At 61.9% G+C, this 16397-nt stretch carries 13 protein-coding genes; 4 read left to right on the top strand and 9 right to left on the bottom strand.

All coding sequences use genetic code 11. The features are described from left to right. Window positions 1–7 precede the first annotated feature (7 nt). On the bottom strand, window positions 8–2530 hold the full coding sequence (locus RL_RS36345; RefSeq protein WP_011649440.1) for a hypothetical protein: 2523 nt from the start codon (window positions 2528–2530) through the stop codon (window positions 8–10). Between the two features lie 190 nt (window positions 2531–2720). Here RL_RS36345 and RL_RS36340 point away from each other — a divergent pair, with 190 nt between their 5' ends. Then, on the top strand, window positions 2721–4004 hold the full coding sequence (locus RL_RS36340; RefSeq protein ID WP_041937064.1) for an ABC transporter substrate-binding protein: 1284 nt from the start codon (window positions 2721–2723) through the stop codon (window positions 4002–4004). A gap of 371 nt (window positions 4005–4375) precedes the next feature. Continuing rightward, entirely contained in the window at window positions 4376–5638 is a 1263-nt protein-coding gene (locus RL_RS36335) for a DUF3422 domain-containing protein (RefSeq protein ID WP_011649438.1), read from the top strand. A gap of 75 nt (window positions 5639–5713) precedes the next feature. On the opposite strand, the gene RL_RS36330 is transcribed toward RL_RS36335, so the two are convergent. The 6 genes from RL_RS36330 to RL_RS36305 all read right to left on the bottom strand — a co-directional run bounded on the left by RL_RS36330 (window position 5714) and on the right by RL_RS36305 (window position 13509). Further along, window positions 5714–7858 carry a methyl-accepting chemotaxis protein gene (locus tag RL_RS36330; protein WP_028742969.1) on the bottom strand — a complete coding sequence of 715 codons (2145 nt, stop codon included), beginning with the start codon at window positions 7856–7858 and terminating at the stop codon, window positions 5714–5716. 16 nt (window positions 7859–7874) lie between these two features. After that, window positions 7875–8804, bottom strand: coding sequence for a substrate-binding domain-containing protein (locus RL_RS36325; protein ID WP_011649436.1), 930 nt, complete (start codon window positions 8802–8804; stop codon window positions 7875–7877). Between the two features lie 177 nt (window positions 8805–8981). Continuing rightward, complete coding sequence (locus tag RL_RS36320; protein ID WP_011649435.1) at window positions 8982–9866, bottom strand: carbohydrate ABC transporter permease; 885 nt, start codon at window positions 9864–9866, stop codon at window positions 8982–8984. Then, window positions 9856–10830, bottom strand: coding sequence for a carbohydrate ABC transporter permease (locus RL_RS36315; protein WP_173364467.1), 975 nt, complete (start codon window positions 10828–10830; stop codon window positions 9856–9858). Before RL_RS36315 ends, RL_RS36320 begins: the two co-directional genes overlap by 11 nt. Window positions 10831–10912: 82 nt before the next feature. Then, a complete protein-coding gene (locus RL_RS36310) occupies window positions 10913–12136 on the bottom strand; it encodes an ABC transporter substrate-binding protein (RefSeq protein ID WP_011649433.1) in 1224 nt (407 codons plus the stop codon). A gap of 50 nt (window positions 12137–12186) precedes the next feature. Next, entirely contained in the window at window positions 12187–13509 is a 1323-nt protein-coding gene (locus tag RL_RS36305) for an alpha-L-fucosidase (RefSeq protein WP_011649432.1), read from the bottom strand. A gap of 207 nt (window positions 13510–13716) precedes the next feature. On the opposite strand from RL_RS36305, the gene RL_RS36300 reads away from it, so the two are divergent. Continuing rightward, a complete protein-coding gene (locus tag RL_RS36300; protein ID WP_011649431.1) occupies window positions 13717–14724 on the top strand; it encodes a LacI family DNA-binding transcriptional regulator in 1008 nt (335 codons plus the stop codon). A 6-nt stretch (window positions 14725–14730) separates the two neighbouring features. Here RL_RS36300 and RL_RS36295 read toward each other — a convergent pair whose 3' ends face one another. Both RL_RS36295 and RL_RS36290 read right to left on the bottom strand, forming a co-directional pair. Then, window positions 14731–15006 carry a type II toxin-antitoxin system RelE/ParE family toxin gene (locus RL_RS36295; RefSeq protein ID WP_028742965.1) on the bottom strand — a complete coding sequence of 92 codons (276 nt, stop codon included), beginning with the start codon at window positions 15004–15006 and terminating at the stop codon, window positions 14731–14733. Beyond that, complete coding sequence (locus RL_RS36290; protein WP_028742964.1) at window positions 15006–15266, bottom strand: CopG family ribbon-helix-helix protein; 261 nt, start codon at window positions 15264–15266, stop codon at window positions 15006–15008. The genes RL_RS36295 and RL_RS36290 overlap by 1 nt, the downstream gene beginning before the upstream one ends. Window positions 15267–15571: 305 nt before the next feature. Between RL_RS36290 and RL_RS36285 the strand changes: the two genes are divergently transcribed. Next, entirely contained in the window at window positions 15572–16300 is a 729-nt protein-coding gene (locus tag RL_RS36285; protein WP_028742963.1) for a FadR/GntR family transcriptional regulator, read from the top strand. Window positions 16301–16397: the final 97 nt, after the last annotated feature.

Here is a 16397-nt window from a genome sequence, read left to right as displayed (position 1 = left end):
TATATTTTCAGGAGTAGAACGGCCCGTCAGTGCCGGCGCCGGAGGCTGCACTGTCGTGGGTGAGGATCGGGTGCGGCTGATCATGGGTGAAGGGCCTCGCCTCGCCGCCGATCGAAAGACCGTCGGCATAGGAGAGGTCGATCGCCGGGCCGCCCGGCGGCGTCAGGGAGAGACGCCGAAGCTCGGGATCGAAGGAAACCGTCGTCTGGCCCAGGCGTTCGACGAACGCCTTGAAGGCGTCGCCATCGCCGCATCCGACGATAGCGGCCCAGCCGCAAAGCGGCCCGTAGGAACGCGCCTCGCGGCCGGCGGTCGGACCGTTGGTGATCAGCTCCAGGCCGTTCGACGCCCAGAGCGCGGAAAATCCCCGGCCCGATCGCGCGATGAGCCACTTGTCTTCGACGATCAGATCGTCCAGCCCGTCGCGGCCGATATAGGCGTGCGTCCATGCATGGCGTGCGTCACTTGTGTCCTCGATCAGCAGGGCGACGTCGCGATGCTGGGCAACGCGCGGCAGGATGCCGTTTCCGGCCCAATAGGACGGCCTTTGATTGCCCCAGGGATCGTCCTCACCGGGATGATTGACCCATAGCCTTGCCATCGGGTGGCCGGCCAGCCGGATGTCGAGGACATGCTGCTGGTGTCCCTTCTGGCCGGTCTTGTGATCGACGACCGTCGAAAGCTGCGCCGCCTCGTTCTTGAACAGCACGAGTTTTCCGCTCTCGAGTCCCTGGCTGTAGCGCGCTTCGACGCTTCTTGCGCGCGAGAGCGCCGCAAGCTCGGCCAGATCGGCGGGCGGCTCGTAGCTGCCGGCGCAGAACATGGTCAATGCCGCGACACCATTGTTCAGCCAGCCGGTTCCGAAGGCGACCTGGGCGAAGGGCGCGAGCTCGGTCAGCGGGCCGGCGCGCAACTCCTTGTCGTAAGCGCGGCCCTGCGATCCGGCGGGAACGCCTGCGAGCGTATGAAGGGCGATCATCCGGAAGATCAGATCGATCTGTGAGCGGGCGCGTGCTGACATCGCCGTCTCGGCCCAGCGCTCCAGCGCCAGCAGGCCGATGAAATCGATCGGGTAATAGGCGGCCGAGTTCCACTCCGCCAACCCATGGGCTTCGACGCTGTCGAACCAGCGCCCGAGCCGCTCGGCGGCGATTTCCGCTTGCTGCCGCCCCGTCCTGCCCGAGGCCGAAAACACCTCGTCGGGCAAAAGAAGTCCCGCCAGCAGCTGGCTCGTATGAAAGCAGAGCACATGGTTCTCGCTCCAGAACCACATCGCGTCGTTGCCCGGCTCGTCGACCCAGTAACGGTAGGAGCGAAGGGAATGCCGAATGCGGTCGACCACGGCATCGGGCATCCGGTCGGCATAGGCGCCGAGCAGCCACAACAGCGGCACCATGATGAAATCCGAGCAATCCTCCCGTGCATCGATGGAGGCGAGCGTCGCATCGATGATGCGGTTGAAGCTTTCCTGGTCGTGGTGACCGGTTTCCATCATGGCGATCAGGCGCCCGACGCGGTTGGCGCCGAAGCGGGCGCTGTATTCCAGTGCCTGCCGCTTGCGGGCGGCGAGCGACGCCTCGGCCTGCAACGGCGAAATGCTGCTCATGAAGGCGGCATCGATGACGCGCGTAACCGAGCCCGTGCCGCTGCCGACCGTCATGTGGACGCCATGATAACCGTCCGGAATGCCGCAGACGTCGTCGGCCGTGAGGCTGCACTGATGGGCCTTGAGCGTCAGTCGGGAATGCGCGAGAACGGGCCGCTCGTGACCATGGCCGACGACCTTGAGCTCCACCGGCAGGTCGCGTTGGGGCGCGGTGCCGAAGATGATTTCCAGCGGCTGATTGACGAAGACGTCGCGAGCCGGACGCACACCGCGCGCAAGGGCTTCCAGCTCGCGGACCTCATGCTGGTCCAGCGATACGGGCAGCAGCACGCAGAGCGGCTCCTCGTCCAGCATCTCGAGTTCGAAGAACCATGTCGTGTCGCGCTCGGCGAGGTCTTCGGTATGGACGAGAATCCGGTTGTCGCCGGCTTTAAGCGGCAGGCTTATGTCGGTTGCGCTCTCGGTGTTGCGCTTGAACGGTTCGAAGCGCACCGCCTCCTGTCCGTTGACCCAAATGCGAACGCCGCCGCAGGTCTTCAGTCTGAGATTGAGCGTTCGCGCGGTCTCCGTTCTGAACGTGCCCTTCAGCCATCGCCTGAGATGCGTCGGTACGTGCCAGAAGCCGGTGAACTCGACGCGACGGTTCGGGCCGGGGAGATTGAGGCTTTCGGTCGGCCAGGCGGTGTCGGGTAGCAGCGGCCGCCCGACCATGGTCGACCAGAAGGCCTTGCGGCAGGGCAGGTCGCCGACATCGACGAAACCGTTGATGAAACGATAGTTTACGCGGTCTTCGGCCGGCGCGGGCTCGCCGGGAAAATAGCTGGCGATGAGGCCGGAAACGGCCCATGCCGTGATCGTCTGCCCCTCGGCCACGCTGTAGGCTGGCGCCATATCGTCCGGCTGCTTGATGTATTCTGCTTTCACAGACCGCCTCCTCCGCAATCCTATGAAAATATTTTCATTAGGTTTTTGTGCGCGCTATTTTTGCAAATCGCTCAAAAACATCGCTATTGCCGCAGAAAATAGCTTGACGGAACGAATGTCAAGTATATGAAATTGATTTATCGATGGCTAAGGCCGCGATTAATGAAAATGTTTTCATGGGAGGATGAAAATGAAAACCTATCTCTCAGGGGCCTTCGCACTGGCGCTGGCTACCGTTTCTTTCGCCTGGGCCGGCGCGGCCATGGCGGAAACCAAGACGATCACCTTTCTGTTCACCGACGACGACCAGGCTTACGTCGAGCGGATGGAAGCGCTCAGCAAGGAATTCGAGGCGGCGCATCCCGACGTCAAGGTCAACTTCGTCTCTTCGGGCTATGATGCGGTCGCCAAGCAGCTGCCAGTGCAGCTTGCCGTCGGCGAAGGCCCTGATATCGCCAAAATCACCGACTGGCAGCTTGCCCCCTATTACCTCGACATGCGCCCCTACATGAAGGACCCGGATGGTTTCGCCAAGCTGCACGGCGACAGCCTGAACACGCTTCGCTTCCCCGGCGTCAACGATCCGCAGTCGATCAACGGCTATATCGCATCGCAGACCTTCAACCTGCCCTTCGTCAACAAGACGCTGTTCGAACAGGCCGGCGAACCGCTTCCGAAACCTACCGCCACGCTGAAGGATATCGTCGAAGCCTCGGCGCGCGTCGCCAAGGCGACCGGTGCCCAGATCCCCTTCACGATGGACCGCTCGGGCCACCGCTTCTCCGGCGCGGCATTCTCCTATGGCTCGAACTACGTCAAGGACGGCAAGTTCTTCTTCCCCGACGATGCCGCCAAGCGCTATGTCACGGATCTCTACGGCTGGACGAAGGACGGCTCCTTCCCCAAGGAAATGTGGGGTGCTGCCGGCGGAACCCAGTACAAGAACATGGGCGACGAGTTCGTCAACGGCAACGTCGTGACCTATCTCGCCGGCAACTGGATGGTCAATCCGTTCCAGAAAAAGATCGGCGACGCCTTCGACTGGACGGCGATCAGCGCGCCGTGCGGCGATGCCGGCTGCTATGCGATGCCCGGTGGCACCGCGATCGTCGGCTTCAAGCGCACCAAGTCTCCGGAGGCCGTGGCCGCGTTCATCGAGTTCCTCGGCTCTGAAAAGGTCCAGCGTGAAATCGCTGAAAACTACGTCGTCCTGACGGGCGCTGACATCAAGGACCCGCAATACAAGCTCGAGAGCAAGAATGCCAAGGATGCCATGGCCGTCTTCCTCGGAAGCCGCAATAGCGTGCCGCAGGCAGCCCGGGACCTGGAACGTCTCAAGGGATCCTCCGCCATCTATCAGCTCATCGTCCAGAGGATGAGCCAGCTGATCGTCGGCGAGCTTTCCCTCGACGAGACCTTCAAGGCAATGAATGCCGACGTCGACAAGGTCAACGAGGCGCTCGCCGCCAAGTAACCGGTCACGCGTTGTCCCGCATCATGCGCGCATGCAGCAGCCACGGCCTCGCAACAGGGCCGTGGCTTTTCCTTTCCCCATGGACACTTCGACCAGTTTCGAATTGTCGATGGCAACGCCGGAGATCTACCGATGCGGATGCGCGGTCTATCGCGGGTCATCTGTGGCGAAGCGGTCATGGAGCCACGCGCGGCCGAGCGAATGCCGGCCTTCGCACCGATGGCGAAGGCATGGTGACATGCGGTTCGGGAGAGGCTATAGGCGTTGTCGGCCTTCGCCGGCTCGCAGGCGCCATGGTCAACTTACAAATGCCGGCAACCCGATTACATCAGGCGACCCAGCGACTGTCTACCGCATAGAGGTGCATTTCCATGCCGATGGGCTCCGAGCATCCGCTGCGAAGGGAACTTCACAACGAGCTCCACGCGCGGCCGTCGCTTTACTTCGATGGCGACACGGATGTGTGGCACGTCGCTATCGTCGGAGAAAATGCCCCTCCTCAGATACCAAATTCCCTGCCGGGACTGGAGGATGTCTCCACGACCCGCGAAGGCAACCACGGCATCGGCCGCATCGGCGACGGCCGGCTGAAGTGGGAGGCCCATACCGAGTTCCTCACCCTGACCTTCGTCGTTCCGGCATCAGCCGACCCCGGCAGCAATCCGCCTGAAGCCTTTCAGGCCTGCTGCCGCCAGATCGACGGGAAGGTCATCGCAGCCGTCCGCGTGCTGGTGCGCGACGAGAAGGACGGGCAGCGTCCAGAAAAACCGAAGTTCGACTATGTCGCCTCTCAGGTCGGCGGCGGCGACGCGGAAGTGCATTCGAACTTCCGGCTGACCGACAGCGGCTTTGTGGAATTCCTGTTTTTCAACCGCAACCTCAATGCCTATCGCACCGGCCGCATGGTCAGGCGTTTTCTGGAGATCGAGACATACCGGATGATGGCGCTGCTGGCCTTGCCGATGGCGCGCGAGACGGTGTCGAAGCTTTCCGTCTTCGACCGGCGCCTCGACCTGCTGATCGCGCATATGCAGAGTGCGGTCAAGGTCGACAAGGCCCTGCTTTCCGAGGTCACCAAGCTCTCGTCGGATGTGCTCAATTTCTCCGCGCTCGCCCGCCACCGCTTCGGCGCGACGAAAGCCTATGCCGAGATCGTCGCAAGCAGATCGTCGGAGCTGCGCGAGGAACGCGTCGAGCAGCGCCAGCGGATCGGCACCTTCATCGACCGGCGCTTTCAACCGGCCGTCCGCGCGGTTCACGCCGCCGAACGCCGCCTCGATGAACTGGCCGAACGGGTGAGCCTGGCGGGAGACCTGCTCAGAACCACCGTGCAGGTTCAGCTCGAAGATCAGAACGCGTCGCTGCTAACGTCGATGGAAGAGCGGGCGCGCATCCAGGTGCATATCCAGCAGGCGGTCGAAGGCTTCTCCGTCATCGCCATCACCTATTACACCGTCGGCCTCGCAAAGATCTGCCTGGAAAGCATTTCCGAACTGGGGGTCGATCCGCACGTGACGAAGCTCGCCGTTCTCGGCGCCATCCCGCTCGTGCTCTTCGCCGTCTGGGCGGCAGTTCGTCATGTTCGCAAGAGCATTGCCGGCCACTCTCACGGTCCCGCATCAGAGAGCCACTGAGGCGACGCTGGCCGATGACCGCTCACCGCCGCCCTTTCGAGGCGGCGGCGTTTTCTTGCCTGCATCGGCAGGACGTCAGGATGCCATCGCGTAATGGCGATGTTCCGATACCCGGCCGCTGCCCGTTCTGAACCGCCGCAGCAATTCGGCAAGGCTTTCGGTTTCATGTGTCAGGCTCTGGGCGGCCGCCGTGGTCTCCTCGACCATCGCGGCGTTCTGCTGCGTCACCTTGTCCATCTGGTCGCCGGCAGCCGAGACCTCGCGCAGGCTTGTCGCCTGCTCGCGGGCGGCAACAGCGATCTCGGCCACGGTCGCATTCATGGCGGTGACCTGCTCGACAATCTGTTCGAGCGAGAGGCCGGATTCGCCCACCAGCTGGACGCCGGTCTTGACCTGCGCCGAGGAGGTAGAGATCAGCTGCTTGATCTCCCTTGCCGCATTGGCTGAGCGCTGGGCGAGTTCACGGACTTCCTGGGCGACGACGGCAAAGCCCTTGCCTGCCTCGCCGGCGCGCGCCGCTTCCACGCCGGCGTTCAGCGCCAGCAGGTTGGTCTGGAAGGCAATCTCGTCGATGACGCTGATGATGTTGCCGATCTTGGACGACGAATTTTGAATTTCCGTCATCGCATCGATGGCGCGGGCAACGATCTCGCCGCCCTTTTCCGCATTGGTGCGGGCGGTCGCCACGACTCCCTGGGCGCGGCTTGCGCCCTCCGCCGTTCCATTGACGCCGCGGGTCACTTCACCCAGCGCCGCGACGGTCTCCTCCAGCGAGGCTGCCTGCTGCTCGGTGCGGCGGGCGAGATCGTTGGACGCGGTGGAGATTTCCGCAAGGCCGGAGCGGATGGTGCCGACCGCGCGAATGACGGCGTCGACCGCCTCCTCGAGGCTCGCGACCGAGTTGTTGAAATGATCCCGGATCCTGACATAGCGATGGTCGACTTCGCCGACGCGGACCGTGAGGTCGCCCTTCGAGAGCGCGTCCAGCCCGACTGAGATCTGGCGGAAGGCATGCTCCATCACCTGCGCGTCGCTGAGCCGCTCGGCCTCCTGGCGGAGCCGCTCTTCTTCGGCCGCCAGGCGGGCGCGTTCGGCATTGGCTTCCGCGATCAGCTTGGCGCGCCCCGTTTCCTGGAAAACCTTCAGCGAACGCGCCATGGCCCCCAGCTCGTGGCGATGTTCGACGCCCGTTATCACGATTCTTTCCTCACCACGGGCAAGCTGCTCCATGGACTGGGCCATGTTGCGCACCGCCGAGGAAATCAACCGGCCGACGAAGTAGGAAAGGACGAGGCCAATGACGATCAGCAGCCCGCTGATGATCAGCGTCGTGCTGGTCGCGGAGGCAACCGTTGCGTCCACCGAACCATCAAGGGTCTTCTGCGCACCGGTAACAGTCGCCTGCAGATCCTTGAAGCCGCCTGAGATTTTCGGCGCGAGCACGCTGAGCTGCGTCTGGCGGATGTTGCCCGAGGCCTGCAGCACGTCCTTCATGTCGCCGAGACGGGCGGTGTAGTTCTGCATCAGCTGTCCGGCGCCCATCAGGCGCTTCTTTTGCAGCTCGTTCTTCGCGGCCTTGGCGGCGGCTTCGTTGAGCGTGACCGCTTCGGCCAGTGCTGCCTGCGCCGTGTCGTAGGCGGCAAAATCATCGGAATGCACGAAGCGTTCGGAGAAATAGAGGCTGCGGTTCAAGGCCTCCAGTGTCGCCGCCGTCATCTGCAGCAGCGGCACATCGTTCTGGCGCCAGGCGCTGCGCACGACGTCGTTGAGCGCAATACTGGTCCAGGGGCCGAATTCGGTGACCTTGGAGATCAAGGCATCACGCCTGGCCTGCAGGGCAACTATTTCTTCGAAAGCCTTGCCATAGGTGGCGATGTCCTGGCGGATCGCCGCAAGACCGGACTGCAGGTCCTTGTTGCCAGCAAAGCGCGGGTCATCGGCGTCGAACGCCTTCACGCCGGCGCGGAAGCGGTCGACGACAGCCTGCGTCGGCGTGGAGCGGAAGGCTTCCGCCGACATCTGAATCTCGTTCAGCTGGTCGCTGTAGTCCGAGATGGCGAGACTTTGGCCGGCCGTGGCGCGATAGGACGAGAAGATCGAGGCGAGCCCGTTCATACCCGAGATCGCGCTGACCGTGAGCAGGCTCATCAACAGGATCAGCGGCACAAAGCCGGAGGTGATCTGTGCGCGAATGCCGAATTTATTCCAGAAATGCAACATCATAGTCCTCTTATGCTCACTGGCTCTTCGGCAGATAGGTGGCAATGTTCTCAGGTGTGACGAGTTCGAAGGGAACGTTGTTTTCGCGCGGCACCTTCTCCTTGCGGATCAGCTTGACGGCGGCGTCGACAGCGGCAGCGCCCTGTCCGACAGCGCTCTGGAGAATGGTCACGTCGAGATCGCCAGCCACCATCGCGGCGAGCGCGTCGTCGGTCGCGTCGACACCGGCGACGACGACGTCCTTCATCGGGATATTGTTCTTCTTCATGGCCCGGATCGCGCCGAGCGCCATCTCGTCATTGTTGGCAATGACCGCGTCGAACTTGACGCCGGCCTGCAGCCATTCCTGCATCTGCTGGTCGGCATAATCGCTCGACCAATAGGCGGCCTGCCGCTCAACGATCTGAAGGCCCTTGCAATCCGGGGTGGCGATGACGTCTGATATATCCTGGGTGCGGGCGCGGGCGGCGGCGTGGAAGGGTTCGCCCATCAGCACGACGACGCGGCCTTTGCCTTTGAGGAGCGCGCAGACCTGCTTGGTCTCCAGCGTTCCGGATTCCTTCTCGTTGGAGGCGACTACCACCTGATTATCAGGCAGGTCCAGCAGGTTGGAAGGAACGTTGTTGATGTAGACCAGCGGAATACCGGCATCTGCCGCCATCTTGGTCATTTGCGGTCCGAGGTCGCCATCGGAGACGGCAAGAATGATCGCGTCGACCTTGTCGGCAATGAGCTTCTGCACCTGCTGCTTCTGGAGCTCCTTGTCGCCATTGGCATTCTCGGTGACGAGCTTGAGGCCGGATATCGTCTGCCCATGCGAGACGACGCCGTTTAGAAGCGCCGTCCTGAATTTGTCGAGACCGGACATCGAAACTCCGATCGTCTGGGCATGGGCAGCAGAGATCGATATCGCCAAGGCGATGGATGCAAGCGTAGCCGTTTTCATGAATTCCCCTGCGCAATTCGAATATGAAAGGGTTATTTCAAATTTTGGTTAAATTTTACTTTTCTTCCGGAAGCAAAAGTCAAGCGCGAGGATATGATTTCGGCGGCGATCGACCGGACTTGAAGGGCATCACACCAAACTTGATGCGATGCGCTTAAATCTTTGTTCTTATGAAGATTAGCGCCCACCAAAGCCGGAGCTGACGGTAATGCCCTTGTAGATTACCCTCTGCAGCACGATGGCCAGGATGACACCAGGCACCATGGAGATCGTCGCACCGGCCATGATGTAGTTCCACGCGGTGCCCTGCTGTGTCTGGAACAGGGTGAGCCCGAGCGGCAGCGTGGCCATTTCGACGCCGCTGGTGGCGATCAGCGGCCAGAGGAAACTCTTCCATTGTGCGATGAAGGTGAACAGCGCCAGCAGGCCGATGGCCGGCATGGCAAGCGGAACGATGACCGTGACCAGGATACGCAGGCGCGAAGCTCCGTCCATCATCGCCGCCTCGTCGAGATCCTTGGGAATGCCGAGGATGAACTGCCGCAGCAGAAAGGTGCCGAAAGAGCTGAAGGCGACCGGCAGGATCATGCCGTGATAGGTGTTGATCCAGCCGAACTTGCTGACGATGAGGAAGAGCGGAATGACCAGCATCACCTGCGGGATCATCAGCGTGCTGAGATAGGTAAGCAGCAGCCCCTCCCGGCCGGGAAACCTCAGGCGGGCGAAGGCGTAGGCGGACAGGCAGGATACCGCAATCACGATCGCCGTAACGCCGCAGGCGACCACGAAGGAATTCAACAGGAAGGTTCCGAACGGCAGGGAAACCAGGGCTTCGACGAATGTTCCCCAATGATACTCCTCAGGGAAGATGCGGACCGGCACGGCCATCACCTCGGCATTGGAGCGCACCGCGTTCGACACCATCCAGAAGAAGGGGAAGAGGAAAAGCAGCGCGATCAGCGAAAGTGCCGCGTAGCTGACGAAGGTGCCGACGCGCCGCAATATGCGGTGACGATGCTGGGACACGGAATGCGGATGCAGTGAGGTCGGATCAATCGTCATAGTGCACCCATTTGCGCTGCATGTGGAATTGCAGGATGGTGAGCGCCATGATCATGACGAACATCACCCAGGCGAGAGCCGAGGCATAGCCCATCTGAAAGTTGGTGAAGCCCTTCTGGTAGATGGCAAAACCGAGCGTCGCCGTCGCCGAGCCCGGGCCGCCGCGCGTCATCGCGAATATCTCGTCGAAGACCTGCAGCGAGGTAATAGCCGTCATCACGGTGCCAAAGAAGACGGTCGGCGAGATGAGTGGCAGGCGGATGCGCCAGAAGCGTTGCCAGGCATTGGCGCCGTCGATCGTCGCCGCCTCGAGATAATGCTTCGGCACGAGGTCGAGCGCGGCGTTGAGCATCACGACGTTGTAGCCGACATTCGCCCACAGGGTGACGAGCACGACCGCCTGCATGGCCCAGGTCGAGCTCAGCAGGAAATTCGGCAGGCCGAGGCCGAGCGCGCGGACGATGGTGTCGGCCAGCCCGTCCGGCGTGAAGATCAGCAGCCAGACCACCGATGCTGCGATCGTCGGCGTGAAGGTCGGCAGGAAGAAGATCACCCGGAAGATCGCCTTGCCGCGCTTCAGGCTCGATATCCAGACCGCGAGCGTCAGCGAGACGATAATATTCAACGCCAGATACTCGACGGCGAAGAACAGCGTGTTGCGGAGTACGGTGTAGAAGGCCGGATCGACAGTCAAGAGCCTGATATAATTCTGGAAGCCGACGAAGGACGGCGTCGAGATCAGCTGCCAGTTGGTAAAACTGAGCGCCAGCGACGCCAGGATCGGCAGGGCCATGAAGACCATGAAGCCGAGGAAGCTCGGCAGCAGGAACAGCATGGCCGTTTGCGTCTCCGGCATCAGGAAGCGCCGTGGCTGACCGGGCTGCAAGGGAACTTCGGCAACGGCGCTTTGCAACATGTCTTCCTCCATGCGCGGCAGGTCCTGCCGCAGCGAGAGCTGGCGCATGACCCGAAAATCGGAATCGATTTCCCGAAAGGATCATGCGCAGATTTTGAAGCGACGGCGCGTCCTGTCGGACGCGCTGGCTCTATTGCTGCGCAAGGCTCTGGATGGATTCCATCGTCTGCTTGGCGTCGGCGCTGCCGGCGAAAGCCGGCGGGAAATACTGGTTGAAGAGGTTTTCCACCGCTGCCCAGTTGTTGGTGATCACGTAGGGCACGGAGTGCGCCAGGGAATAGTCGATGGCCTCGCCGCCATTGGTGATGTCCTTGGCCGCCACCTTGTACCAGGCCGATTGCGCCGCCGTGCGCGCCGGCAACGCGCGCCCCCCTTCGGCAAGATAGGTCAGCGCTTCGGGGCTTGTCAGCACCTGAATGGCCTTCCAGGCCGCATCCTTGTTCTTGCTGGTCGTGGAAATACCGAAGCCGGAGCCTGCTGTGACGGCCGAGAGTTCGCCTTCGTCGCGCGGCAGGGTGGTGAGGCCGATCTTGAACTTAGCCTGGTCCTTCATGCCGATAATCGACCAGGGACCATCGATATACATGGCGACGTTGCCCGAATTGAACCGGCCCTGGACGACATCACCGGGATCTGCGCCACCCGAGGGAACCAGCGGCGCGATCTTATCCTTGGCGGCAAATCCGATCAGCCTGTCGGCGGCGGCAACTGCGCTCGCACGGGTCAAGTCAAGCTCGCCGGCGTCGTTGACGTATTTATCGCCCCAGGCCGCGGCCAGGACCGAATAGTTGGTCGGAGTGACGCCAAAGCCGTAATTGCCGTCCTTCGTCAGCTTCTTGGCGGCATCGGTGAACTCGGCAAGCGTCCAGCCCGGTTTCGGCAGCGGGACGCCGGCGGCTTCGAGCGCATCCTGGTTATAATAGATGACCCACGGACCGACGTCGTAGGGCAGACCGTAGAGCTGCTTGTCGACGGACATGCCGCCGATGATCGAAGGGGTGAAGGCGGCGACGTCGAACTTATCGGCCTCGATCCGGTCATTCAGGGGCTCGAGCAGCGAATAGAAGTTCGGCATGCGCAGCGACTGCATGGAAACGATGTCGGCGAGCTGTCCCGATGCCGCCAGCACCGGCAGCCGCGTCCAGTAGTCGACCCAGCCCGTCGTCGTCAGCGTCACCTTGATGTCGGGATACTTGGCCGTCACCATCTCTGCCACGTGCTGCCAACTCTTGGTGTCGGTTTCGGAGCCGGTCCACATCTGCCAGGTCAGGTTGACCTGCTCGGCCGATGCGGCTGTGGCAAAAAGACTGCTGCCTATAGCGGCAAGCAAAAGCGTTTTCTTCAGAACCTTCATGGGTTTCTCCTCCCTCCATGAACGCAAAGGACACGCGAGTGCGATCGAGCTCACGCCTTCAGGACGATCTCGATCACCGGCACGGTAACGTCCGGGCGCCGGACCGGCAGTTCGAGCGTGATCATGCCTTCCGGCACCGTCACGCCGATATTGGAATCCACATCTTTGGCATGGCTCAGCCAGTGCACCTCGCTGGCGTCGTGCAGGAATTGCGCATAAGAGATCCTGTCGGCGAGACCTTCGATGTGGATGTGGCGGTAAGGCCAATTGTAGACATGCAGATAAAGGCGGTTGCCGCGCTGGGTATAGCGGCAGCCGGCCGGCACCGGATAGCGGGATGGCCCTGCCCCATAGATGGAACGTCCGTTGACGGCCATCCAGTTCTGATAGACCTCGAGCGCGCTGATGGCGCGCGCATCGAGCGTGCCCCGGCCGGTCGGGCCGACATTCATCAGCAGGTTGCCGCCGAGTGCGACGGAATCGATCAACAGCTGGATGATCTGTTCCGGGCTTTTCCAGGTATCTTCGTCGCGGTGATAACCCCAGGAGCCGCTGAAGGTATGGCAGGCTTCCCAGAGTACCCCCTGGCTGGTGATGGCGGGGGCCACGCGCGGCGTATATTGCTCCGGCGTCGTTACGTCGGGCAGGCTGCCGGGCGGCAGATCGAGGCGGTTGTTAACGATGATGCCGGGCTGCAGGTCGCGCACCAGCTCGACCAGCCGCTCGCTCTCCCAATCGGCGCGCCCCTTGCCGGGCAGGCCGCGATATTCGCGCCCGGGATAGCTGAAATCGAACCAGATGATGTCGATGCGGCCGAAGCCGGTCAGAAGCTCGCGCACCTGTTCGCGCATATAGGCCGCGTAGTTGGCGATGTTACGGCCGGCATTCAGGGCCTTGGCGTCGGGATGGTTGCGCAGCGGATGGTGAACGTCGATCGGGAAATCGGGATGGTGCCAGTCAAGCAGCGAATAGTAGAAGCCGATCTTGAGCCCTTCGGCGCGGAAGGCTTCGACAAGCGGCGCGAGCAGATCTTTGCCACAGGGCGTGTTCGGCGCCTTGTAGTCCGTCACCTTGCTGTCCCACAGGCAGAAGCCTTCATGATGCTTGGTCGTCACCACGACATATTTCATGCCGGCAAGGCGCGCCCGGCGGGCCCATTCCTTGGGATCGTAGAGATCGGGATCGAAATTGTCGAAATAGCGCTGGTAATGCTCGTCGGTCAGCTCTTCGCGGTTCTTCAACCACTCGTGCCGGGCTCCCAAGGCATAGAGGCCCCAATGGATGAACATGCCCAGGCGATCCTGGCTGAACCAGGCGTGTTTCTCCGCCCCTCCCGATGCCGGATTTTCCGGCTGGCGTTCCGAACTCGTCACAGGTTTCTCCTCCCTGTTTTCCGGCTCAACATCATATCGAACCGGTTCGGTGAATGATCATCTCGCCTGATCCGATGTCTGTCAAGTCGAAATTCGTGATCGCAAGATCACCAAGTTAAACCCAGTTAAACAACGGATTTGAAGCATAAATGTTGCGCCAACCAATAAAATCGGACATAACAAGGCATTAGAACCGGTTCGACAGACATGACCACGATACGAGACGTAGCGCGCCTTGCGGGGGTTTCCATCTCGACCGTCTCGCTGGCACTCAACAGCCCGAAGCGGGTCGGCGTCGAGACGCTTGACCGCATCCAGCAGGCGATAAAATCGACCGGTTACCGCATCGACCCGGTGGCCCAGACGCTGGCGCGCGGACGCAGCTCGTTGATCGGTTTCGTTTCGGCCAATCTCGGCAACATGTTCTTCGGCGACATCCGTCGAGAGATCGAGCACCAGGCGCTCGACCACGGCTATTTCGTCCTGATCGCCGACTCCTCCGGCAGGGCCGATCTCGAACGGGCGCTGCTGGAGCGGCTGGAAGCGCAGAAGATCGCCGGCATTGCGCTGGCGGCAAACGGGCACGGCGAGGAGTACGCCACGTTCCTGCGCGACTTCAAAACCCCGATCGTGATGTTCGACCAGAAGGTGGAGGGGGCGGAACGCGATTTTGTCGGTTCCGACAACCCGCTGACCACCACCATCCTGACCGAACATCTGCTGCAGCTCGGCCACAGGCGGATCGGCTTCATTTCCGGGCCGAGCGGCCTGCACACTGCCGACGAGCGCCTGAAGGGCTTCATGAACACGATGGCCGGCGCCGGTGTGGACATCGATCCTTCGCTGGTGGTCGAAGGCGGCTACACCAGGACCGGCGGCCATGCACAGGCCATGCGCCTCTTGACCCGTCGCGACCGGCCGACCGCCATCATCGGCGCCAACAACATGACCGGCCTCGCGGCACTGCAGGTGATGCAGGAGATGGGCTTCCGCTGCCCTGACGACGTATCGCTGGCGATGGTCGACGACGTGCCCTGGAGCAACGTCATCACACCCCGCATCACGATGGTGGTGCAGGATGCGCAGAAGCTCGGCGAATTGGCCGCACAACGTCTGCTGGCAAGAATAGCAAGCCCCGAGGGGGCCGCAGAGCCGCCGCAGGATTTTATCCTGACGCCGAGGTTCGTGCGCGGAGAGTCGACCAGGCGGTTGTGAGCGCTTCTATCGGTCCTCACGCGTATGCCAAAGCCGCAACACATAGATCGTCGACTGCTGGATTTCATAGCGCAGCTCGTAACGGCCGACGAGAATGCGGCGGACCTCCCGAGGATCGAACTCCTCAAGCCGCTCGCCGAGGCGCGGCTGATCAAGAAGCCGCGCAGGTGCCTTCGTCAGTGCCTGGACGGTTCGAGCCGCCGCGAGGCGGTCTACAGGAGCGAGAAAGTCGTACAAGCGGGCAACGTCGGAGACCGCTTTGCTCGTCCATTTGAGTTCCATCACCGAGGCAACGAAATCGGCGCGTCGCCGTCAAGACTATCGGCCCAGGCTTGGACAGACTGGTGATCGACAACGTTACCGTCATCGACGTCGGCCAACGCCTCAAGCGTCAAACGCCGGCGCTCCTCCTCCTGGTCGATCCATGCCGTCAGGGCCTGCTTGACGATCCAGCCACGCGAGCGTTCGAGCCGCGACGCGAGTTGATCGACCTTCTGCGCAAGCGACAGCGGAACATGGGCGGTCAGAACCTTGGTCTCCATCGAAAACTCCTTGTCAATCACTTCTAATCATAGCGATTAATTTTGATTATATCCAGTCGCCTGTACATCGTGAAGCAAGGTCGTGACATGGCCGTAAGCCAGTACAGCGTCGGGAGCTTGAGAGAAAGCGCAGTGCCGGATTTTCATCGGACCGCGGAAACAGTCAAGGAACAAAGCGCCGGCGCCGCTCGTCCATTGAAAGATGGAGAAATTTGTCATACATGTGTGATGAATCGTGAATTTCGCAATGCCGCGCGTTTGAACGGGCGTGCGGATCAAAGCCGATGCGGGGGTCAGGCGTGGCTATGCAGATGAAGGATCGCAGCAAAGGCTCCGGGTCGCTGGTCTCACAGGTCGGCGAAAGCCTCCGGCAAGCCATATTGAGCGGCCAGTATTCTGCCGGTGACAAGCTTCCGAGTGAACACGAGTTGACCGAAACGCACAGCGTCAGCCGAACCGTCGTGCGCGAGGCAGTGGCAGCGCTTCGCTCCGACGGGCTTGTCGAGGTGCGCCAGGGAGCGGGGATTTTCGTACTCGGTGCCGATCCGGCGCTCTCCGCGCGGAAAGTCGACAAGGCCCGCGTCGCCTCCGATCTTGAGGTCCTCGAGATCAGAACACCTGTCGAAATCGAGGCGGCGGGCCTAGCGGCCCTACGCCGCTCGCCGGCACAGGAGGAAGCGATATTCGAATGTCACCGGAAAATCCTCCAATGCATCGAGAGCGATCAATCCATTCGCGATGCGGATCTCGAGCTCCATGCCGCGATCGCGGAGGCCACGAACAATCCGCTGTTCAGGCAGTTCCTGGAATCGCAGGGCTCTGCGATCATCCCGCAGTCGAGGCTCGTCCCGGAATCGAGGACGGCCGAACAGACCGCCTATCGAAAGCTGATCCACAGGGAGCACGAGGCAATCGTCGTCGCCATCTCAGACAGAGACGACCAGGCCGCCCGCAACGCCATGCGCGACCATCTGGTCGGCAGCCAGGCCAGGTACCGCAACCTGCTGAGGGATCTGCGAAGCTTTACGAGTTGACATCCGATCCGGAATTGCGTGGAAGCCGGACTGATTATGTGCGCACGGCCGGCAGGCGCCGGATGTGGCTCGAGGCTCTTGGCGCAAGGCCGCTCCT

This window comes from Rhizobium johnstonii 3841, from assembly GCF_000009265.1.
GTDB classification, from domain to species: Bacteria; Pseudomonadota; Alphaproteobacteria; order Rhizobiales; family Rhizobiaceae; genus Rhizobium; species Rhizobium acaciae.
Note: the sequence above shows the minus strand (reverse complement) of the source record. Positions and strands in the feature narration are given on the sequence as shown.